Consider the following 21,110-nt stretch of genomic DNA (forward strand, 5'->3'; position numbering starts at 1 on the left):
GCGGCCCAGCGGGAGCAAGCTCCCTCGCCACACTGACGGTGTTTGCCCTTAACTGACTGGCATTAGGGCAAGCCCGCTCNGGACTGCGCAGCAGTCCCATCTTTGGGGCCGCTACGCGGCCCAGCGGGAGCAAGCTCCCTCGCCACACTGACGGTGTTTGCCCTTAACTGACTGGCATTAGGGCAAGCCAGCTCACCACAACAAGTCCGCTCGCCACAGGCATTGGGGCAAGACCCACATATTTGAAAGCCTCTAGGCCAAGTACTTGCGGAACCACCCCAACGTGCGCTCCCACGCCAGGTTCGCCGCCGCCTCGTCATACCGTGGTGTGGAGTCATTATGGAAACCATGGTTGGCGCCCTTGTAGATATACGCCTCGTACGTCGTGCCCGCGGCTTTCAACGCCTGCTCATACGCAGGCCAACCTTCGTTGATGCGCGTATCCAACTCGCCGTAGTGCAACATGATCGGCGCCTTGATCCGGGGCACATCCTTGGCCTCTGGCTGACGCCCGTAAAACGACACCGCCGCGCCCAGTTCCGGGTAGGCCACGGCGGCCGCATTGGTCACACCGCCGCCGTAGCAGAAGCCGGTGATGCCAACCTTGCCCGTGCTGCTGTCGTGGTGCATCAGCCATTCGATGGCGGCGAAGAAGTCGTTCATGAGTTTGGTCGGGTCGACTTTTTGTTGCAGCGCCACGCCTTTTTCATCGTTGCCGGGGTAGCCGCCCACGGAGGTCAGGCCGTCCGGCGCCAGGGCGATAAAGCCAGCCTTGGCCAGGCGTCGGGCGACGTCTTCGATATAGGGGTTCAGGCCACGGTTTTCATGCACCACCACCACGGCGGGCAACTTGCCGCTGGCTTTGGCCGGGCGCACCAGGTAGCCGCGAACAGTGCCGTTGCCTTTGGGCGAGGGGTAGGTGATGTAGTCGGCGATGATGTCCGGGTCGGTGAATTTCACCTGCTCGGCCAGTGCGTAGTTGGGGCTCAGGGCCGCCAGCAGGGCAGATGCGGTGAGGCCGCCAAAGGTAAACAGCGCGGCGCGGTCGAGAAATTCGCGGCGGTTGATCTTGCCGTGGGCGTAGCCGTCGTAGAGTTCCAGCAGTTCGGGGGAAAAGTCTTTCGCGGTGAGACGGGTCATCGGTGCAATCCTCGATAGTTTTGCGGGCTACTACTCTGTTTAGCAGGACAGGCGCAGGATGGGAACACTGTGTCCTAACTTCTTGCGGAGGGGTGTATGAACCGTCGAACTATTCCGGTTGCGGCATTGGCACTGATCTTTTCCTACGGCTCCTTTGCCCAGGCGGTGGAGTACAAGGACGTCAATCGAGCCGCCAGCCAAATCAGCTTCACCTATAAACAGTTGGGGCAGCGGGTATACGGCACCTTCAGTGACTTCGAAGGCAGCCTGAACTTCGATACGCAACGGCCCGGCGCGGGGCATGCGTTGCTCAAGATCCAACTCGCCAGCATCGACGCGGGCAGCCCAGACGCCAACGACGAACTGCAACGTGCTTCTTGGTTCGACACAGCGACCTTCCCAGTGGGCATCTACGAGTCCACCAGCGTCACGGCCCTGGGAGGCAACCGTTACAAGATCGACGGCAACCTGACCATCAAGGGCGCTACGCGCCCGGTTACGGTGAAGGTGCTGCTCAAGGAGCAGGACGGCATCGGCGTATTTGATGGCGAGTTCATTCTCAAGCGCAGCGATTTCAAGATCGGTGAGGGTGAATGGGCTGGCAACAGCGTGGTGTCCAATGACATCAACATCAAATTCAAGATGGTTGCGCCGCAGCGTTAACGGGCGAATTTTTTGGCGCCGGCCACGCAGCCGATTACTGCGACAGTCACCAGCACCATCCCCAGGCTGACGTGCTCATGCAGCAATCCGGCCGCCAGCGCCAGGCCGAAAAAGGGTTGCAGCAACTGCAACTGGCCAACGGCGGCGATGCCACCCTGGGCCAAGCCGCGGTACCAGAACACAAAACCGATCAGCATGCTGAACAGCGCCACATAGCCCAGGCTCAGCCAGGCGGGCAGGCTGATGCCGCTGAAGCTGGCCGGTGCGAGAACTACGCTCAGTGGCACCACCACCGGCATCGACACCACCAATGCCCAACAGATCACCTGCCAACCACCCAGGCTGCGCGACAGCTTGGCGCCTTCGGCATACCCCAGGCCGCATGCCAGCACGGCCAGCAGCATCAGCACATCCCCAGCAGGGGCGGCGCTGAGGCCCTGGGCGAAGGCATACCCCATCACCAGTACGCTGCCCAGGATCGAAAACAGCCAGAACACCGGGCGCGGACGCTCACCACCGCGCAGCACGCCAAATACTGCCGTTGCCAGTGGCAATAAGCCGATAAACACAATGGAGTGTGCCGAGGTCACGTATTGCAACGCCAGTGCGGTGAGCAGCGGAAAACCGATCACCACACCAAAGGACACAATCACCAAGGGCACCCACTGGTTGCGCGCGGGGCGCTTCTCCCGGAACAGCCACAACACAAGCAGCCCCAGCACGGCAGCGATGGCGGCACGGACCATGGTGAGAAAGACCGGGTCGAACTCCATCACCGCCAGGCGCGTGGCCGGCAATGAACCGCTGAAGATCACCACGCCGATAAAACCGTTGATCCAGCCCTGGGTGCTGTTGTCCAGGGTGTTGAGCCGTGACGTACGTTCCATGAAGGCATGCCTGAAAAAGAAAGATTGTGTGCCGGTCATCCTAGGGTTGAAGATTAAGACAATCAAAAAATTGTCATGGATACATCCGCTATGCCACGTGCCCGCTACAAGTCGCTGGTCGACGCCTTCGCCGAAGCCATCCGCAGCGGTAAATTGCCGCCGGGTACGCGCCTGCCGACCCACCGGCAATTGGCCGCCGACCATGGCGTGGCGCTGGTCACCGCCAGCCGGGTGTATGGCGAACTGGAAGCCATGGGCCTGGTCAGCGGCGAAACCGGGCGGGGCACCTTTGTACGCGAGATCGCGTTGCCGCCGGGGCAGGGCAGCGGGCAGATGACACTGGCAACGGGCATGCTCGACCTCAACTTCAACTACCCCTCATTACCAGACCAGGCGGATTTACTGCGCACGGCGTTGCGCCAGTTGGCACTGTCCGGCGACCTGGAGGCGCTGTTGCGCTACCAGCCCCACGCCGGTCGTCTGCATGAGCGCGCGGTGGTTGCGCAGCATCTGCGCAGTCGCGGGCTGACGGTGACGGCCGAGCAGGTGCTGGTGGTCAGCGGCGCCCAGCATGGGTTGGCTGTAACGATGATGGCGTTGCTCAAGCCTGGGGATGTGATTGCCGTCGATGCGCTGACGTACTCGGGGTTCAAGGTATTGGCCGAGACCTTGCACCTGGAAATTGTCGCCGTGCCGGTGAGCGCCGACGGGCCAGATCTGGATTACCTGCAAACCCTGTGTCGCAAGCGTCCGGTGCGTGCGGTCTACTGCATGCCGACCTTGCACAATCCGTTGGGTTGGGTGCTGGACCAGGCGCAGCGCGAGCAGTTGGTGGGCATTGCCCGTCAGCACAATCTGATGATCATCGAGGACGCGGCCTACGCGTTTCTGGTGGAAGACGCACCACCACCCGTAGCCGCCCTGGCGCCGGAACGTACGGTGTATGTCGGCGGGCTGTCAAAAAGCGTCGCCACCGGTTTGCGCGTTGGGTTTGTTGCGGCGCCAGCCGCGTGGCTGGGCAAGTTGGAGCGCACCATCATGGCGACCACCTGGAACGTCCCAGGGGTGATGAGTGCGATAGCGGTGGCGTGGATCGAGGACGGCACAGTCGCCCGACTCGAAGCGCAAAAACGCGAGGATGCCCGAGCGCGCCAACGAGTGGCTGCCCAGGTATTGAGCGGGATGGGCGCTATCGGTCACCCCGCGTCTTATTTCCTATGGCTGCCCCTGGCCGAAGATGTGCGCGCCGATCAGGTCGCGATGACCTTGCAGCGCGAGAACGTCTGGGTCTCCACCGCCGAGCCGTTCGCCGTCTCGAACCATGTGCCCCACGCGTTACGCCTGGCGCTGGGCTCGGTGGAAATGGCCGCGCTGGGCGAAGCCTTGGCTAAGGTGCGCAAGGTGGTGGCGTGGTAAGCCGGCCTTAGTACTTGTATGCCTGGCGCCCAATCAGCAGCCACTTGCCTTGGTGCTTCTGCCAGACCTGGAAGTTGTCGATGTCGGTGGGCACTTCGACGCCGCTGTTCACCGCCAAGGCATGGAAATGGTTGCGTACCAGCGCGGTATCGCCGTTCAAGGTGATGGTCTGGTTCTGCATTTCCAGGGTCTTGAACGCGCTGGTGTGGGTTTCCAGGTCGGCGATGAATTGCGCCTTGTTCTGCACCTTGCCGCTGGAGTGGCCGTAAGTGAGTGTGTCCGAGGTCAGGGCATGCAGTTGCTTGAGGTCCAGGTGCAGCATGGCTTGGGTCAACTGGTCGACCGCTTGAGCTACATCCTTTTCGGCGGGGGCTGGAGCGGCGGCGACGTAGCCGGAAAACAGGCACAGAAAACCGATCAGCACTTTGACGTTGGGCATGGGTGTTTCCTTATTGTTGTAGGGGTGTGGACGACAGTTAATGTCGTCGTACAACCATGCAATAATTTTCACTGGTTAGGAAAGTGAAATTTGAAATATCCAGTAAATGTTGGACTTAATATTTATTCCTTATTGTGCGACGTCCCATGACAACGGGTCGCGCGGGGTTAAACTTCCTGCGCAAGTGGCACATCGCTATGCTGCTGCTCAGTCAATAAAACGAGGGGCAAGGGCTGTGATCACCGAAGGCATGTGGGTACTCGCCGATTACGCCACTCACCTGGCGCCTGGCCTGTTGTTATTCGGGCTGTGGTTTGCGCTTACGCCCAGGGCGTTGACTGCGTTGCGCATCCTGATTTTGTTAATGGCCTTTGTGCTGATGCGCGACGTGATGACACCGCTGGGCCTGTGGGTGCTGGGCAGTGAGGTGCAGATTGCATTCAGTGCCAATGCCTTTGTGCTGGCAGCGTTGGGCGGGCTGTCGGTGCTGACGATTCTCGTGCTCGCACGTATTGCACCAGACCTGTGGTCGCTGATTCGCTGGTCTATCGGCAACCCCGGCATTGGCGTGCTTGTCGGGCTGGGGGTAGGGTGCCTGATCGGCGTGCCATTACGGGTTTACCAAGGGCTCGCGGCCTCAGCGATCCCCGGGTACTGGGTGTGGCTGCCAGGCATGGTGGTGTTGGCCTATGGTGCCAACGCGTTGGAAGAGGTGTTGTTTCGTGGGTGTTTGCAGGGTTACCTGGAGCAGCACACAGCGCCGTTGCGTGCGGCGTTGATCAGCGGGGTGGCGTTTGCGGCCTGTCATGCTTTCCTGGCCTTGAGCGTGACTCAATTGGGCTGGCCGGTGTTGGTGTTTACCTTGATTGAAGGCTTGGCGTGTGCGTTGGTGCGTATGCGCTATGGCGTGCTGCCGGCGACGATTGCGCATGGCACGGCCATTCTGCTGATTGCGGTGCCGATCTGAAATGCTGGCTAACTGTGGGAGCGGGCTTGCTGGCGAAGGCGGTGGATCAGTCACCTGATGTATTGGCTGACCCACCGTATTCGCGAGCAAGCCCGCTCCCACATGTGTTACCGCGTTTATTCTGTTGGCAGCGGCGGTGTACGCGGCGGCACCTGGCGCTTGCTGCCGGTGGCCTCATACGCCGCCGCAAACAGCAACAGCGCCGAGTCATCATACGCACGCCCGGCAAACGTCAGCCCTACCGGCATGCCGATATCCGCCATCACGCCCATCGGCACGGTGACGCTCGGCACGCCCAGGTGGCGAATCGCAAGGTTGCCATTGGCCACCCAGATGCCATTGCTCCAGGCGATATCGGCCGAGGCTTCGTTTATGTCGGCATCCGCTGGGCCTACATCGGCCACGGTTGGGAACAGCACCGCATCCAGGCCGAGCTTGTCCATCCACTCTTCCAGGTCGATACGCCGGGTTTGTTCAAGGCCGCGCAGGCCGTCGGGCACGGTGCTGATTTCATTCCATGGCGTGATGCCGCGTTCGGCCATGCGCACGTATTCGTCCATGCCAGCGGCCAGGTCATCTTCACGGTTGGGCAGGGTGCCAGGGTCGTGGGGGAAGATCTTCAAGCCCTCTACATCGGCCAGGCGGTTGAGGCTCGGGTCGTTGTTGGCGCGTAGAAAGTCATCAAAGGCCCACGCCGACAATTCCCACAGTTCGTCGTGCAAGAACGCCTTGGACACCAGGCCACGGGTAAACACCGTCGGCGCACCAGGGCGGTCGCCTTCGCAGTTGGACACCAGCGGGAAATCCACCTCGATCACTTCGGCACCCGCCGCTTCAAGGGCCTGGCGTGCGTCTTGCCACAGGTCGATGACGCTGGCGCGGGTGTTGATCTTCTGCCCGGTGGGGCCGCCAATGCCGGGTTTTTCACTGGTGCCGGCATCCGCGTCGGCATTGATGTACATGCGCGGTACACCAAAGCGCTTGCCCGCCAGGGATTCGGCCGTGACGGCCAGTTCGGCGTAGGACGCAGGACGCACCGAGGCAACACTGGGGATCGGCACCCAAGGCTGCAGGCGCCACAGGTCGCCACGGGTGTCCGGGTCTTCGGCCACTACTACGTCGAGCACTTCCAGCAAGTCGGCCATGGTACGGGCGTAGGGCACCACCACGTCCATGGTCGGCGTGAGCGGCCAGTTGCCGCGCACCGAAATCACCCCACGGGACGGGGTGTAGGCGCACAGGCCATTGTTGGACGCCGGGCCACGCCCACTGGACCAGGTTTCTTCGGCCAGGCCGAAGGCCGAAAAGCTCGCAGCGGTTGCCGTACCAGCACCATTGGACGAGCCGGAGGCAAAGGGTGCGGTCAAGTAGTCGGCGTTATACGGGCTTTCTGCGCGCCCATACACGCCGCGCTGCATCCCGCCATTGGCCATCGGCGGCATGTTGGTCTTGCCCAGGCAGATGGCACCACCGGCCCGCAGCCGCTCGATGGTGAACGCATCACGCTGGGCGACGAGGTTGGCAAATGCCGGGCTACCGGATGCCGCCGTCAGGCCTTTGACCAGGTAACTGTCCTTGGCCGTGTAAGGAATGCCATCCAGTGGCCCCAGTGTTTCGCCCTTGGCTCGGCGTGCATCGGACGCTTCGGCTTCCGAGAGGGCTTCGGGGTTGCGCACCACCACGGCGTTCAACTCGCCGTCGTAGGCTTCGATCCGTGCCAGGTACGCCTGGACCAGTTCAACGGCCGTGGTCTGGCCGGATTCAAGCGCCGCGCGCAATTGGGCAATGGAGACTTCGGTAACTTGCATCAGGTTTTTTTCGCCGCCTTCAAGTGGGGGTATGGCGGCAGTCTACGTACAGATATTTCACAAAACCAGCGCGGCCTATTCGGCATAGGCGTTGCGCATCACTTGCCAGGTGTGGGCGTCTGCGGGAATCAGGTGTTCGATGCGCAGGGAGGCGAGGGTGATGTCCTGGGGCATGCCGAAGGTGGTGAAGGTAGACAGGAAATTCAGCTCGCCCTGGCTTGAGCGCAGGCGGGTCATCACCAATGGCGGCATTTCTTTGAGTAGATCGTTGCGGGTTGGTGCAGGCAAACCCGCCAGCAATGTCGCCAGTTCAGGATTGGCCAGCGCTTCACGGGTAGCCCGTTGCCAGGCCACGGTGCGGATTTCTTCGGCATTGATCAAGTGATCGCCGAGCCCGCCGGGTTGCAGCAGCGTGGCCAGCAAATTCAGGCCCTCGGCCGCGTTTGGCGGGATACCTACCAGCTTGAACAAGACGCCGGTACTGGCATTGGCGGCGCGTACGTCCCACTGGCTGTCCAGCAGGACCGCGGGGGCGGGGTTGTTGGCATGGAGCACATGATCGACGGCTTCACGAATCGCTTCCATGGCGGGTGAGGCGAGCGGGGTGGTGACGTAACGCGGGGCAAAGCCGGCGGCGAGGAACACGCGGTTGCGCTGCACCAGCGGTGTTTCCAGCGCGTTGAGGACATTGTGCAAGGTGCCAGGGCTGGGCACGGCGCGGCCGGTTTCGATGCAACTGAGATGGCGTTGGGAAATGCCGCTGATCAACGCCAGGTCGAGTTGGCTCAGCTTGGCGCCAAAGCGTAACTGGCGCAGCTGCTCGCCAGCAGTAGAGGGCTTGTCCATGGGGCGTTTATGACCTCCGAGGTCATTGCTAGGGGCAGAACCTTATCACTAACGTAGGCCTTCATCACGCCAAGGAAGCCATCATGCCAAGACCCTATTTCGCCCTGATCGGACTGTTGGGATTTTCGTTGTACACCCTGTTCACGCTGCTGACGGCCGAGCAGTCGTTATGGGCATTTGGACGGGAATTAATGTCGCGGCCGGACACGGCGCAGGTGGTCATCGACCTGTACCTGATGGCGCTGCTGGCGTGCGTGTGGATGTACCGGGATACGCGGCGGCGCGGGCGCTCGGTGGCTTCGGTGGTGCCGTATTTGTTGCTGACGGCGGTATTCGTTTCGATAGGGCCGTTGCTCTATATCGTCATGAAGGAGCGGTCTCTGCCCAGCCAGCCTTCCTGAACACGCCGTCGGTCGAGTGTGGGAGTGGCGGTGCGACGATTCGACTTGCTCGCGAATGCACAGTGTCAGCCACCGGACTCGTATCTGACCCACCGCTTTCGCGAGCAAGCCCGCTCCCACACAAGCTCGCATCCACATGGCGAGCGGTTGTAAGGGGTTAAGGATTGAGAAACGCCTGGTAGTTGGCCTTGGTGATCTCCTGATAAGGAATGGTCAGTTCAGCGTCATAGGGCTGCTTCTTGACCATCTTCACCGCCAAGTCCACCGAGCCGACGGCCTGGCCTTTGTTGTCCTGGTAAGCCGTCACCAGCAACAAGCCCTTTTTCACCGCGTCCAACCCCGCCGCGCCACCGTCGCTGCCGGCGACCAAAATGTCCTTGCCCGGTTGCATGCCCGCCTGGCTGATGGCCATGGCCGCACCGATGGCCATTTCGTCCGCGTTCGCCGCCACCGCATCGATCTTGGTGCCCGACACGATCCAGTTGTTCATCAGATCGATCGCCTTGCTGCGCTGCCATTCGGCGCTCTGCTCCTCGACGATCTTGATGCCGGGATAGTCCTTGAGCACATTCTTCACGCCTTGGGTGCGGTTATGGGTGGCGTTGTTGGACAGCAACCCCAGCATGATCGCCAGGTTGCCCTTGCCGCCCATTTGCTCGGCCAGGTAGCGCATCTGGATCTCACCGGCCTTGATCTCGTCGGAACCCACATACGCCACGCCCGTCGGTACTTCCTTGAACTCGGGGCGACGGTTGACGTACACCAATGGGATCTTGGCCTGCTGGGCATTGACGGTCATTTTCGCGGTGGCGGCGGTGTCCACCGCGTTGACGATAATCGCGTCCATGCCTTGGGCGGTGAAGTTCTGCACCTGGTTGAGTTGGCGCACCACGTCGCCCTGGGCGTCTTCGAATTGCAGGGTCACGCCCGGTAGTTCCTTGGCGTGGGCGGCCATGTAGTCACGCATTTGCGCGAGGAATACATCGTCGACCTGGGCGATGCTCACGCCGATACGGATATCGGCCAACGCCCAAGGCGTCACAGCCAGGGTAAAGAGTGCGGCAAGGAGTTGCTTCTTCATGGTTTTGCTCCGTTATTTTTGTTGTTGTGAAAGCGGGTTTTTCACGCCTGGCGTTTGTCTCGCATCTGCTTTACAGCCGCGGCGAAGTCTGCGAGTGGCCAGCGTTCGTTGAGGGCCTGCACCATCAGTTGCTGCCCGGTTTGTGGGGCCAACCCTTTGAGCGGCGGGTCGGTGTCGAGGTTGGTGGGGAAGGAGTAGCCGTCCGCCGTGCAGCCGATCACGGCCTCCACGGCTTGGGCATCCAGTGCGGTGTTGGCCATCAGGGCGGGGTACACCGCCAGCATCATGCGGTCGCGGTCCAGCGCCTCCATGGGTTTGCCAAAGGCCGAAGAGATTTGCAGCAGGTTGGCCATGCGCTGGCGGTCTGGCGTGCGGTTGGTGCCGGCGGCGTGGAACAGCGCCGGGTTGAAGAACAACAGGTCGCCTTTGTTCAACGGCAGTTGCACCGCGTGTTGCTGGAAGTAGTCGATAAACTCCGGGCGCCGCCAGGCCAGGTAGCCCAAGGCGTACTGTTGGGAAAACGGTAGCAATTGGGTCGGGCCGGTTTCCAGGGGCATGTCGGAATGGGCCACCGCGCCTTGCAACGTCAGGTACTGGGACAACACATGCAAAGGCAGGGGGAAGCGCTCCACCACGTCATTGGTCTGGAAGCCCAAGTGATAATCCCGGTGCGGTTGTTGCGCCTGGCCGCCGGGGTGCACCACATTGACCTGGGCAGTCACTTGAAAGCTCGGCCCCAGCCACGCCTCGGCAATCAGCCCCAGCAGTGGATTGGCGTAGTACTCGACAAAGGATTCTGGCGACTGCACCGCCGCCTTCTGCAATGAATTCCAGATCCGCCCATTGCTGCCCGCCTTGGCAAAGTGGTCAGCCGCCACGCCTTGGGCGGCCTCATGGGCAAAAATCTCGTTGAACACTTGGCTGTGGCGGTCGACCACCTCCAAGTCTTCATAAGCGCGGCGCACCACCATCACCCCTGGACCATCACGAAACAGACGGTGCAGTTCATCCATCACCGCCATGCGGTCACTGTGGCGCAGGGTGTGGGCTTCGTAGATCACCACATTGCTCACCACCTCGGCGCACAGCGGGTACTCCTCGTGATGGGCCTGTTGTGTGCAAATCCGGCTGAAATCCGCCAGGTGCACGGCATCGCTGGTGACAAACGCCGACATCACACACCTCCCGGCAGGCTCAGCGCCTCAAACGGTTGCGGACTGCCGGTGGCGGTGCAGCCGACCACGCCTTGCTCCAGGTCGATGACTGAACCGGTCATCATCCCAGACTCTCGGGACAGCAAGAACGCCACGCTTTGCGCCACTTCCTCAGGTTTGAGCAGGCGTCCGAACGGCTGCGCGGCTTCGGCCTCGGCCAACCAGCCGTCCTGGGCGCCGTGGTACTGGCGCTGAATGTCATCTTCGTGGGGTGTGTCCATCCAGCCGATGTTCAAACCATTGACGCGGATACGGTTGCGCAGCGCACTGAACGCCACGTTTTTGGTGAGAATCGCCAGTGCGCCCTTGGACGCCGCATAGGCGCTGAGGAACGACTGCCCGCCATGCCCGGTGACGCTCTGGATGTTCACCACCGCACCTTCCACGCCCTGGCTGATCATCAGCTTCAAGGCTTCCTGCATCAGAAAGAACGGCGCCCGCACATTCACCGCAAACAGGCGGTCGAACAGTTCCGGCGAGCTGTCCAGGATGGTGCCGCGATCCGACATGCCGGCGCAGTTCACCAGGCCGTGCAGGGTGCCAAAGTGGGTGCGTGCTGCGTCGATAATGGCGCGGCAATCCTCGACCTTTTCCAGGTCAGCCTCGACAAAAAAAGCCTGGCAATCGAGTTGGGCCAGTTGACGTACTTGTTCTTCACCCTGGGCGCGGCGACGTCCGCAGATGATCAGCCCGGCCGCACCACGCCGCGCCAAGGTGTGGGCCACCGCCGCGCCCAGGCCTTGGGTGCTGCCGGTAACGACAAAGTATTGGCCGCTGAACGAGGTGGCGAGATCGGTAGTAGGCATGCAGTTCTCCGCAATTCTTGTTGTTGTTCTACGCCCGACTCGACGGCGGGCAAAACTGAGATTAGCATTGCAAAACCTCAGGAATACCCAAAAAACACCTCAGAAAAACCTCAGGCGGACAGCATGCTCGAACGCGCCAAACACTTCTCCATCAAGCAACTGGCGACCCAGGCGGGCGTCAGCAAAGCCACGGTCGACCGCGTGCTGCACCAGCGTGGCAGCGTGCATGCGCAGACTCGACGGAGGATCGAGCAGGCGCTGGATGAGTTGGAGTCCCAGGAGAAAAACGGCCTGGCGGTGGGGCGCACCTTTCATGTGGATGTGATCATGCACACCCCCAAGCGCTTCAGTGCCGCAGTGAAGGCGGCGATCATTGCGCAGTTGGCGAGCCTGGCGCCGTTTCGCATCGCGCCGCGCTTTCACCTGTTCGAAGAGATCGAACCCCAGGCCATGCACGACCAACTGCTGCGCTGCCTGGGCACCGGCACCCAGGGCGTGGTGCTTAAGGCCGCCGATGAGCCGGCGGTGAACCTGGCGGTCAAGCAACTGATTGCGGCGGGCATCCCGGTGGTGACCCTGGTCACGGATTTACCGCAAAGCGAGCGCATCGGCTATGTCGGCATGGACAACCGCACCGCTGGCCAGACCGCCGCCTACTTGATGTCGCGCTGGCTGCCCGCGCAGCCCCAAGACGTGGCGGTGGTGATCGGCAGCGAACTGTTCCGTGGCGAAGAAGAGCGCGAGATGGGCTTTCGCGCCTGGCTGCGTGGGCGTGCGCCGCACCTGCGGGTGCTGGATATCAGCGGCGGTTATGGGGTGTACGACCGTACCTTTGAGCGGGTCACCCAGGCGCTGAAACAACACCCCGAGCTCAAGGCGGTGTACAGCGTCGGCGGTGGCAACCGGGCGATTGTCGATGCCTTTGCCGGTCTTGAACGCCCACTGGAGGTGTTTATCGCCCACGACCTGGACGAAGAAAACCGCCAGTTGCTGCGCGAGGAGAAAGTCGCGGCGATCATCGACCACAACCTACAAATCGATGCGCGCCATGTGTTCCTGCACATCCTGCAATTTCACCGGCTGTGGAAGGCCGGGCCGATTGCGCCGTCGCAGGTGCAGATTGTGACGCCGTTTAATTTGCCGCAGTGACCTAGTTGTAGGAACTGACCCCGGTGCGATCCACCAACCGAATACTGTCGCGCCCGCCACGCTTGGTTTCGTACAGCGTAGTGTCACCTTGCTCGATCAATGCGGTGAGACTGGCCGGCGGCTGGTCAAACAGGCTGGCGCCAATGCTCAACGTCACGGGCGCCGGGGTCGCAAAGGTTTGCGAGGCGGTTCGAAAAAATTGCTCGCGCAGGTGGCTGCCCAGTTCGACGATCTGCTCGGTGGTGGCGCGATTGAACAGGATCACAAATTCGTCGCCGCCTAGCCGCGCCACCAGCGCACCTCGGGGCACCAGGCTACGGATCATCTCGCTCAAGGCGATCAGCAAGCGGTCGCCAGCGGTATGGCCGAACAGGTCGTTGACCAGTTTGAAATTGTCGATATCGATCAACAACAGCGCACCCGGTTGTGCCGGTGACACCTGGTCCAACAGGCGCGGTGCGCGCAAGTCCAGGGCGCGGCGGTTGTACAGGGCGGTGAGCGGGTCGCGGGCGGCGAGGCGGGCGATTTGCTGTTCGCGGCGGTAGCGTTCGGAGCCGGTCATCGACAGGGCGATCAGCATGATTGCCATCGCGCCTTCCACCAAGGAGATCTGGATGATCTCGCCCTTGAACGAGGCCAGGTCGATCAAGGTGCCGGGGATCAATACCGACAACGCCTTGGCCACGTAGAACGAGCCGTGGAACAGCAGCACATAGCGCAGTTGCACCGCACCAATGCTCAAGGACTTGCCATGGGGGCGCAGCAGGAAACTGGCGCGCAAGGTGGGCAGGGCAACCAGCAGCGATTGCACCCCCAGCATGACTTTGGACCATGCCAGGTCAACGGGCAGTGTCAGCATGCCAAACCAGATGGCGGGCATCAGCAGCCACAGCCGTGACAGGTTGGCCTGGGTAAACCGTGCCACACCGAGCAAGAACAGGAAGTGCGCGGTCACCAGCAAACCATTGGCGAACCAGATGCCGATCATCAAGAAGCCATTGATGCGCAACAACGCCAGGGTTGAACCGATGGTGATGGTGGCAAAGCCCGCGCTCCAGAACAGCAGCGAAGGTTCGCGCACACTGCGCCATTCAATGTAGAGGTACAGGGCAGCTGCGGCGGCGAGGGCCACCGTGAGGGCCAATATCGTAGGAGGGTCGAGCGTCATTTCTTGCCGGGTCTGCCTGGTGTGCGTTTAGAACGGGATTGTAAGCGCACACGCAGGTTTTACAGAACAATCTTCGTGCTGGCACACAGCCAGCCCGATGATTGGCCGGTCAAACGCCCTTGGTCGACGGCAGCAGTATGGTCAGGATGCCCACCAGCGGCAGGAACGAGCACAGTTGGTACACGTACTCGATGCCGTGGCTATCGGCGAGCAAACCCAGCAACGCCGCACCGATACCGCCAAAGCCGAACATCAGGCCAAAGAAAATCCCGGCGATCATGCCCACATTGCCAGGCACCAGTTCCTGGGCAAACACCACAATGGCCGAGAACGCCGAGGACAGGATAAAACCGATCGCCACGCTGAGCACCGCTGTCCAGAACAGGTCTGTGTAGGGCAGGGCCAGGGTGAAGGGCGCAGCCCCCAGGATAGAGAACCAGATGACTTTTTTACGGCCGATGCGGTCGCCAATCGGGCCGCCGGCGAAGGTGCCAACCGCGACCGCACCCAGGAACAGGAACAGGTACATCTGGGAACTGGCCACCGACAGGTGGAATTTTTCGATCAGGTAAAAGGTGAAGTAGCTGGTCAGGCTGGTCATGTAGAAGTACTTGGAGAACACCAATACCGCCAGTATCACCAGGGCAAAGGTCACGCGGCCTTTGGACAAGCCGTGGGTCGCCTTGCCACCTTGCTTGAGCTTGAACAGGTTGAGGTGGTTACGGTACCAGCGGCTCAGGCCGTACAGCACCATGATCGCGAACACTGCAAACAGCCCGAACCAAGCGATATGCCCCTGGCCATAGGGAATGATGATCGCTGCCGCCAGCAACGGTCCGAAAGCACTGCCGGTATTGCCGCCGACCTGGAAGGTGGATTGCGCCAGGCCGTAGCGACCGCCGGAGGCCAGGCGTGCAACACGGGAGGTTTCCGGGTGGAAGGTCGATGAGCCCACGCCCACCAGGCCCGCCGCCAGCAGTATCAACGGGAAGCTGCCGACAGACGCCAGCATCAGGATGCCGATCAGGGTGCACACCATGCCCGCTGGCAGCAGCCAGGGCTTGGGATGACGGTCGGTGTGATAGCCGATCCACGGTTGCAGCAGGGAGGCGGTGAGTTGGAAGGTCAGGGTGATCAGGCCCACCTGGGCAAAGTTCAGGCCGTAGTTGGCCTTGAGCATCGGGTAGATCGACGGCAGCACGGCCTGGATCAGGTCATTGATCAAGTGCGCCAGGGCGCAGGCGCCGAGGATGCGCATGACCAAGGGGCTTGTCTGGGGCGTACTGGTTGCAGCAGCGGGTGACGCGGTGAGGGTCGACATGCAGGCATTCCATACAAGGCAGCAAACAAAGAGGGCGAGTACTTGAGCCCGCCATCTATTTCAAAATAATTCGGCGTTCATGCTAGATTTGCCACAAATGCCTGTCTCGCGAAATTCGGGCGGCAATCATCGCAAAAAGGGCGAAATGATCAAATCACTGGATATATTTTTGCAGGAGATCGACGAAGGCGATTGGGCTGTCATCAGTTCGGCCACCGATTATCCCGAAAATTGGGTGATCCCCGACCACAGCCACGAGAAGCATCAACTGCTGTACGCCATCGACGGCGTGATGGTGGTGTATTCGGCACTGAACCAGTGGACCGTGCCGCCCAACCGTGGCATGTGGATGCCCAGCGGGCAAGTGCACTCCCTGCGCTGTGTCGGCAGCCTGAAAATGCGCAGCGTGTTTGTGCGCCCGGACCGCTTCCCCAACATGCCCAGTGAGCCGAAAACGGTCAGCATCTCGCCGCTGCTGAGTGAGCTGATCAAGGCGTCGGTGAGTTTAAAACCGCCCTACGCCGAAGACTCGCGTGATGCGCGCATCATGCACCTGATCCTCGACGAACTGGCCATCCTGCCTGCCTTGCCGCTGTCGCTTCCGCAGCCGGCCGATCCGCGTGTAAACCGCATTTGCCTGGCGTTGCAGCACGATCCGGGGGATGCCTCCACCGTGGCCGACTGGAGCGCGCGCCTGGACCTGGACCAGAAAACCATCCAGCGCCTGTTCCGCAAGGAGACCGGCATGACCTTCGGCCAATGGCGCCAACAGGCACGCTTGCTGCTGGCGCTGGAGCGCATCGCGGTGGGGGAGAAGATTATCGATGTGGCCTTGGAGTTGGGCTACGAAAGCCCCAGCGCCTTTACCAGCATGTTCAGGAAACAGTTTGGTAAGACGCCGAGTCAGTTTTTTCGGTAGGGCTACGGGTGGGGCGTCGTCAGGTTGGCGTAGAAAATACAGCCAACCAGCCGCGCAAACAGGCTCAGGGTTTCCGGCAGGTTGGGGTCGTCGAACAGCATCGCGCGCGAGTCCAGCGCGCACAGCGCACCGTACAGGCGGCCATCGGGCAGGAAGATCGGCGCCCCGGCATAACTTTCGATTTCAAATTGCCTGACCACGGGGCGCGTGGCGAATCGGCCGTTCTTGCTGATCTCGGGAATGAACAATGCCTGAGGGTTGATGCAGAACTCGCTGCACAGGGTGGTTTCCAGGTCGAGGACGTCATGGGCGCAGATACCCATTTCCAATGGGTCATAGACCGAGCACACCACCCATTCCAAGTCAGTGAACTTGGCGATGCCGGCAAAGCGCATGCCGGTCAGGCGAGTGACCAGGTGAAGAATGCTGGTGGTGGCCTCGATTTCGGCAATGGCGGCGCGCTCTTCGGCGCTGAGTAATGAATGTGCTGCGGTGACACTTGGAACCATGCTCAAAACTCCAAGGACGTGGCGACCGGGGTCGCCACGCAGGGACGCGCCCTAATTAATGCGTGGGTGCTGCTGTACCAGATTCTTGCGCTTGGCTTCCAATTCGGCAATCTCGGCATCAATGTCTTCGATTTTCTGCTCGATGTTGTCGTGGTGCTCTTGCAGCAATTCCTTGGCTTCTTCCATGTCCGACGCCGCCGGTGCTGCGCCACGCAGCGGTTTGTTGGCGGTTTCCTTCATGGTCAGGCCGGTGACCAAGCCAACCACCGCAAACACCATCAGGTAGTAGGCGGGCATGTACAGGTCGTTGGTGCTTTCCACCAGCCAGGCCACCGCCGTCGGGGTGACACCGGCGATCAATACCGACACGTTGAACGCACTGGCCAGCGCGCTGTAGCGCAGGTGCGTGGGGAACATCGCGGGCAGGGTGGAGGCCATCACGCCGATAAAGAAGTTCAACACCACGGCGAGGATCAACAGGCCTGCGAAGATCAGGCCGATCTTGCCGCTGGTGATCAGCATGAACGCCGGGATCGACAGCACCAACAGGCCAATGCTGCCGGCGATGATAAATGGCTTGCGGCCGATCTTGTCGCTGACAAACCCAATGAATGGCTGCACGAACAGCATGCCGACCATGATTGCGATGATGATCAGCACGCCGCTGTTTTCTTTGTAGTGCAGGTTGTGGGACAGGTAGCTCGGCATGTAGGTGAGCAACATGTAGTACGTCACGTTGGTGGCCGCGACGATACCGATGCAGGTCAACAGGCTGCGCCAGTGTTTGGTGGCGATTTCCTTGAAGGACACTTTAGGGCCATGGCTCAGGCCTTCGCGGTCGCCTTGTTCAAGCTTGTCGACGTGCTGTTGGAACGCCGGGGTTTCTTCCAGGGCGTGGCGCAGGTACAGGCCAATGATGCCCAGGGGCAGGGCGAGGAAGAACGGCAGGCGCCAGCCCCAGGCTTCAAACTCGGCTTCGCCCAGTACGCTGGAGATCAGCACCACCACACCGGCACCCAGCACGAAACCGGCGATGGAGCCGAAGTCGAGCCAGCTGCCCAGGAAGCCGCGCTTGCGGTCTGGCGCGTATTCGGCGACGAAGATCGAGGCGCCGGTGTATTCACCGCCCACCGAGAAGCCTTGGGCCATTTTGCACAGCAGCAACAGGATCGGTGCCCAGATGCCAATCGAGGCATAACCGGGGATGAGGCCGATGGCAAACGTGCTCAGGGACATGATCACGATGGTGGCGGCGAGGACTTTTTGCCGTCCGTATTTATCGCCCAATGCACCAAAGAACAGGCCACCCAAGGGGCGGATCAGGAACGGCACCGAGAAGGTTGCCAGTGCAGCGATCATTTGTACGCTGGGAGACGCGTCGGGAAAGAACACCTTGCCCAGTACGTAGGCGACGAAGCCATACACGCCAAAGTCGAACCATTCCATGGCATTGCCCAGCGCAGCGGCGGTGATCGCCTTGCGCATCTTGGCATCGTCGACAATGGTGATGTCTTTCAACCCGATGGGGTTGACGCGGTTTTTACGAGATTTCATGGGGACCACTCTAAAACTGAACAGGGGAAGTGCCATCGCCGCGATGGCACCGCTCTGTCAGTTCAGATACAAGCCGACACGAAATAATTCACCACTAATTTCGATTTTTTGCAGAGGGCTAAAAAGCGGGACTCTGTGGTGAGCGGGCTTGCCCCGCGCTGGGCTGCGAAGCGGCCCCAAAACCGGCGACCGAGTTTTGTCTGGAGGGGCGCCGCGCGGGGCAAGCCCGCTCACCACAATAAATGGCGTCGTCCTACAACTGCATTTCGTGCCTTCCAACAAACCTGAATCTTTCCGATTGACACCCCTCAGTTGCCCCGATATAAAAGCCACAGTTGTACGACGACATATGACGTTACATATGTCCTACCTAACAAAAATAAAAAAGTGATGCCATGAACTTGAACGAGCCCATCAACGCCCATCGCGTTGGCCAAGCGGTAGGCAACTATCGCTGGACCATCTGCGCGATGCTGTTCTTCGCCACCACCGTCAACTACCTCGACCGCCAGGTGCTCAGCCTGCTGGCGCCCCAGCTGTCCACGCAATTTGGCTGGAGCAACACCGACTACGCCAACATTGCTGCGGTGTTCCAATTTGTCTACGCCATTTCCATGCTGTTCGCCGGGCGCTTTGTCGACAAGATCGGCACCAAGGCGGCCTATGTGGTGGCGATTGGCATCTGGTCCACCGGCGCGATCATGCATGCTTTTTCAGTGCAGATGGGCGAGGGCATCGCGGCGATCAGCACGGCGGTTGGCCTGGCGGTGATTCCGGTGTCGATTGCCGGTTTTATGCTGTCCCGTGCGGTGCTGGCGATTGGCGAGGCGGGTAACTTTCCGATTGCGATCAAGGCCACCGCCGAATACTTCCCCAAGAAAGAGCGCTCCCTGGCCACCGGCATTTTTAACTCGGGTGCCAACGTGGGTGCGATTTTGGCGCCGATCTGCGTACCGCTGATTGCGGGGATGTGGGGTTGGGAAGCGGCATTCATGGTGATCGGCATGCTGGGCTTCGTGTGGGTCGCGGTGTGGGCGGCCATCTATGAAAAGCCCGACCAGCAAAAGCGCCTGTCGGCGGACGAACTGGCCTACATCCGCAGCGATTCTACTGTGCAGCCGTTCACCCCGGCGCCTGCTGGTGCGGTGCAGAAAAAAGTCTCGTGGTTCAAGTTGCTCACCTACCGCCAAACCTGGGCCTTTGCCTTCGGTAAGTTCATGACCGACGGCGTGTGGTGGTTCTTCCTGTTCTGGCTGCCCACCTACCTGTCGGCGCAATACGGCATGAAGGGCGCCGATATCGTGATGCCGCTTGCGGTGCTGTACAGCATGACCATGGTCGGCAGTATCGGCGGCGGCTGGTTCCCCAGCTACTTCATGGCCCGTGGCGACGCACCCTATGACGGGCGCATGAAAGCCATGTTGGTGATTGCACTGTTCCCGCTGGTGGTGTTGTTGGCGCAACCGTTGGGCTACATCAGCTTCTGGGTGCCGGTGTTGCTGATCGGTGTAGGCGCCTCGGCGCACCAGGCGTGGTCGTGCAATATCTTTACCACCGTGTCCGACATGTTCCCGCAGAAAACCGTCGCCTCGGTGGTGGGCATCGGCGGCATGGCCGGCGGCCTTGGCGGCGTGGTAATGACCAAGATCGGCGGCTGGGTGTTCGACTACTACAAGTCCATCAACGATATTCATACCGGCTACATGATCATGTTCGCGATCTGTGCGCTGGCTTACCTGGTGGCCTGGAGTGTGATGAAGACGCTGGTGCCGCGTCACAAGGAAATCACTGACCTTTAAGGCGCAAGTTCCCGCGCGGCAACGGCGCGGGACGGCTTTACAGCGTGCGGGCCCAGGTCTGGCTGACCAGGGATTTGCCAAAGCTGACCATGGGCTCTTCCTCTATCAGTTCAAATCCGGCTTTTTGATAGAGCTTGCGTGCATCGGTAAGGATATCCACGGTCCACAGCAGCATGCGGGTGTAGCCGGCTTGACGGGCAAAACGTACGCACTCTTCCACCAGGCGCTGGCCAATGCCCATACCCCGGGCGCTGGCGTCTACATAGAGCATGCGCAGCTTGGCCGTGGTGGCGTCATGGCGGATCACGAAGACCGAACCCACCACCATGCCATCCTTCTCGGCGATCCAGCAGCGCTCGCAGGCCGGGTCGAATTCCCTCAGGTATTTGGCAACAATCTCCGCCACCAGCGCCTCGAACTCCCAGTTCCAGCCGTACTCGCGGGTATACAGCGCCGACTGTTGCTGCACCACCAGACCCATGTCCCCCGGCTGCGGGTCTCGCAACAGGTAGCTGGGGGGTGTGCCTTGCAACAACGTCTGGATGCGTTGCATGGACGCCGTCAGCTGTTGCTGCTGCGCTTGCGGCAGTGCTTGCAGTAGGGCGATGACTTCGTCTTGGGTCTTTTGCTCCAGCGGGGCCAGCACTGAGCGGCCCAGCTCACTGAGGTGCAATTGCACGGCTCGCCCATCGGTAGTGGAGCGGACTTTCTGGATCAGGCCTTTTTTCTCAAAGCCGCTGATCAGGCGACTCAAGTAGCCTGCATCCAGCCCAAGCATCTGGCACAGCTCGACGCTCGTCAGGTCGCCATGGGAGGACAACTCGTACATCACACGGATTTCGGTAAGGGAATAGTCGCTTTGCAGCAGGTGTTCCTGCAGCACGCCGATCTGGTGGGTGTAGAAGCGATTGAAGCTGCGCACGATGCCAGCGCGTTCGACCAGCAGGGGAGTAGACATGGTGGGTGCTCGGTATGGTTGCCTGAGGCAATTATATTGTTGCCTCGGGCAAGCATGTCAAACGC

General features: G+C 60.9%; 20 protein-coding genes. 7 read left to right on the top strand and 13 right to left on the bottom strand.

Annotated features, from left to right (window positions below):
• Window positions 1-252 precede the first annotated feature (252 nt).
• On the bottom strand, window positions 253-1,140 hold the full coding sequence (gene yghX / locus ACLD1Y_RS07600) for a YghX family hydrolase (RefSeq protein WP_429476879.1): 888 nt from the start codon (window positions 1,138-1,140) through the stop codon (window positions 253-255).
• Between the two features lie 96 nt (window positions 1,141-1,236).
• On the opposite strand from yghX, the gene ACLD1Y_RS07605 reads away from it, so the two are divergent.
• Window positions 1,237-1,803: a YceI family protein gene (locus ACLD1Y_RS07605; RefSeq protein ID WP_429476881.1), complete on the top strand. Its 567-nt coding sequence runs from the start codon at window positions 1,237-1,239 to the stop codon at window positions 1,801-1,803.
• Here ACLD1Y_RS07605 and ACLD1Y_RS07610 read toward each other — a convergent pair.
• Window positions 1,800-2,690, bottom strand: coding sequence for a DMT family transporter (locus tag ACLD1Y_RS07610; protein ID WP_429476883.1), 891 nt, complete (start codon window positions 2,688-2,690; stop codon window positions 1,800-1,802). The genes ACLD1Y_RS07605 and ACLD1Y_RS07610 overlap by 4 nt on opposite strands.
• 90 nt (window positions 2,691-2,780) lie before the next feature.
• Between ACLD1Y_RS07610 and ACLD1Y_RS07615 the strand changes: the two genes are divergently transcribed.
• Window positions 2,781-4,106: a PLP-dependent aminotransferase family protein gene (locus tag ACLD1Y_RS07615; protein ID WP_429476885.1), complete on the top strand. Its 1,326-nt coding sequence runs from the start codon at window positions 2,781-2,783 to the stop codon at window positions 4,104-4,106.
• 7 nt (window positions 4,107-4,113) lie between these two features.
• On the opposite strand, the gene ACLD1Y_RS07620 is transcribed toward ACLD1Y_RS07615, so the two are convergent.
• Window positions 4,114-4,545, bottom strand: coding sequence for a nuclear transport factor 2 family protein (locus tag ACLD1Y_RS07620; RefSeq protein ID WP_429476887.1), 432 nt, complete (start codon window positions 4,543-4,545; stop codon window positions 4,114-4,116).
• Window positions 4,546-4,780: 235 nt separating this feature from the next.
• On the opposite strand from ACLD1Y_RS07620, the gene ACLD1Y_RS07625 reads away from it, so the two are divergent.
• A complete protein-coding gene (locus ACLD1Y_RS07625) occupies window positions 4,781-5,512 on the top strand; it encodes a CPBP family intramembrane glutamic endopeptidase (protein ID WP_429476889.1) in 732 nt (243 codons plus the stop codon).
• Window positions 5,513-5,628: 116 nt separating this feature from the next.
• Here ACLD1Y_RS07625 and ACLD1Y_RS07630 read toward each other — a convergent pair whose 3' ends face one another.
• Both ACLD1Y_RS07630 and ACLD1Y_RS07635 read right to left on the bottom strand, forming a co-directional pair.
• A complete protein-coding gene (locus ACLD1Y_RS07630; RefSeq protein WP_429477079.1) occupies window positions 5,629-7,323 on the bottom strand; it encodes an amidase in 1,695 nt (564 codons plus the stop codon).
• A 72-nt stretch (window positions 7,324-7,395) separates the two neighbouring features.
• Complete coding sequence (locus ACLD1Y_RS07635; RefSeq protein WP_429476890.1) at window positions 7,396-8,166, bottom strand: helix-turn-helix domain-containing protein; 771 nt, start codon at window positions 8,164-8,166, stop codon at window positions 7,396-7,398.
• Between the two features lie 83 nt (window positions 8,167-8,249).
• Here ACLD1Y_RS07635 and ACLD1Y_RS07640 point away from each other — a divergent pair, with 83 nt between their 5' ends.
• A complete protein-coding gene (locus ACLD1Y_RS07640; RefSeq protein ID WP_429476892.1) occupies window positions 8,250-8,567 on the top strand; it encodes a DUF2834 domain-containing protein in 318 nt (105 codons plus the stop codon).
• A gap of 157 nt (window positions 8,568-8,724) precedes the next feature.
• On the opposite strand, the gene ACLD1Y_RS07645 is transcribed toward ACLD1Y_RS07640, so the two are convergent.
• From ACLD1Y_RS07645 to ACLD1Y_RS07655, 3 genes are read right to left on the bottom strand one after another with little or no spacing between them, the layout of a single operon-like run.
• Window positions 8,725-9,648: a sugar ABC transporter substrate-binding protein gene (locus ACLD1Y_RS07645; RefSeq protein ID WP_429476894.1), complete on the bottom strand. Its 924-nt coding sequence runs from the start codon at window positions 9,646-9,648 to the stop codon at window positions 8,725-8,727.
• 41 nt (window positions 9,649-9,689) lie between these two features.
• Entirely contained in the window at window positions 9,690-10,823 is a 1,134-nt protein-coding gene (locus tag ACLD1Y_RS07650; RefSeq protein WP_429476896.1) for a phytanoyl-CoA dioxygenase family protein, read from the bottom strand.
• The gene (locus tag ACLD1Y_RS07655) at window positions 10,823-11,668 is read right to left on the bottom strand and encodes an SDR family oxidoreductase (RefSeq protein WP_429476897.1); all 846 of its coding nucleotides are present in this window, start codon (window positions 11,666-11,668) and stop codon (window positions 10,823-10,825) included. Before ACLD1Y_RS07655 ends, ACLD1Y_RS07650 begins: the two co-directional genes overlap by 1 nt.
• A 123-nt stretch (window positions 11,669-11,791) precedes the next feature.
• On the opposite strand from ACLD1Y_RS07655, the gene ACLD1Y_RS07660 reads away from it, so the two are divergent.
• A complete protein-coding gene (locus ACLD1Y_RS07660; protein WP_429476898.1) occupies window positions 11,792-12,817 on the top strand; it encodes a LacI family DNA-binding transcriptional regulator in 1,026 nt (341 codons plus the stop codon).
• Between the two features lies 1 nt (window position 12,818).
• Here the strand turns inward: ACLD1Y_RS07660 and ACLD1Y_RS07665 are convergent, their stop codons facing one another.
• Window positions 12,819-13,985, bottom strand: a complete 1,167-nt coding sequence (locus ACLD1Y_RS07665; RefSeq protein ID WP_429476900.1) for a GGDEF domain-containing protein — start codon at window positions 13,983-13,985, stop codon at window positions 12,819-12,821.
• 109 nt (window positions 13,986-14,094) lie between these two features.
• Window positions 14,095-15,306: an MFS transporter gene (locus ACLD1Y_RS07670; protein ID WP_429476902.1), complete on the bottom strand. Its 1,212-nt coding sequence runs from the start codon at window positions 15,304-15,306 to the stop codon at window positions 14,095-14,097.
• Window positions 15,307-15,403: 97 nt separating this feature from the next.
• Between ACLD1Y_RS07670 and ACLD1Y_RS07675 the strand changes: the two genes are divergently transcribed.
• Window positions 15,404-16,225, top strand: coding sequence for an AraC family transcriptional regulator (locus tag ACLD1Y_RS07675; RefSeq protein ID WP_429476904.1), 822 nt, complete (start codon window positions 15,404-15,406; stop codon window positions 16,223-16,225).
• A gap of 2 nt (window positions 16,226-16,227) precedes the next feature.
• Here ACLD1Y_RS07675 and ACLD1Y_RS07680 read toward each other — a convergent pair whose 3' ends face one another.
• Both ACLD1Y_RS07680 and proP read right to left on the bottom strand, forming a co-directional pair.
• Window positions 16,228-16,734, bottom strand: a complete 507-nt coding sequence (locus ACLD1Y_RS07680) for a GAF domain-containing protein (RefSeq protein ID WP_429476906.1) — start codon at window positions 16,732-16,734, stop codon at window positions 16,228-16,230.
• A gap of 51 nt (window positions 16,735-16,785) precedes the next feature.
• Window positions 16,786-18,288: a glycine betaine/L-proline transporter ProP gene (gene proP, locus ACLD1Y_RS07685; protein ID WP_429476908.1), complete on the bottom strand. Its 1,503-nt coding sequence runs from the start codon at window positions 18,286-18,288 to the stop codon at window positions 16,786-16,788.
• A 395-nt stretch (window positions 18,289-18,683) separates the two neighbouring features.
• Here proP and ACLD1Y_RS07690 point away from each other — a divergent pair, with 395 nt between their 5' ends.
• Complete coding sequence (locus ACLD1Y_RS07690) at window positions 18,684-20,087, top strand: MFS transporter (RefSeq protein WP_429476910.1); 1,404 nt, start codon at window positions 18,684-18,686, stop codon at window positions 20,085-20,087.
• Window positions 20,088-20,124: 37 nt separating this feature from the next.
• Here the strand turns inward: ACLD1Y_RS07690 and ACLD1Y_RS07695 are convergent, their stop codons facing one another.
• Entirely contained in the window at window positions 20,125-21,045 is a 921-nt protein-coding gene (locus tag ACLD1Y_RS07695; protein ID WP_429476912.1) for a bifunctional helix-turn-helix transcriptional regulator/GNAT family N-acetyltransferase, read from the bottom strand.
• Window positions 21,046-21,110: the final 65 nt, after the last annotated feature.

This window comes from Pseudomonas sp. 18175, assembly GCF_050432925.1.
Lineage (GTDB): Bacteria > Pseudomonadota > Gammaproteobacteria > Pseudomonadales > Pseudomonadaceae > Aquipseudomonas.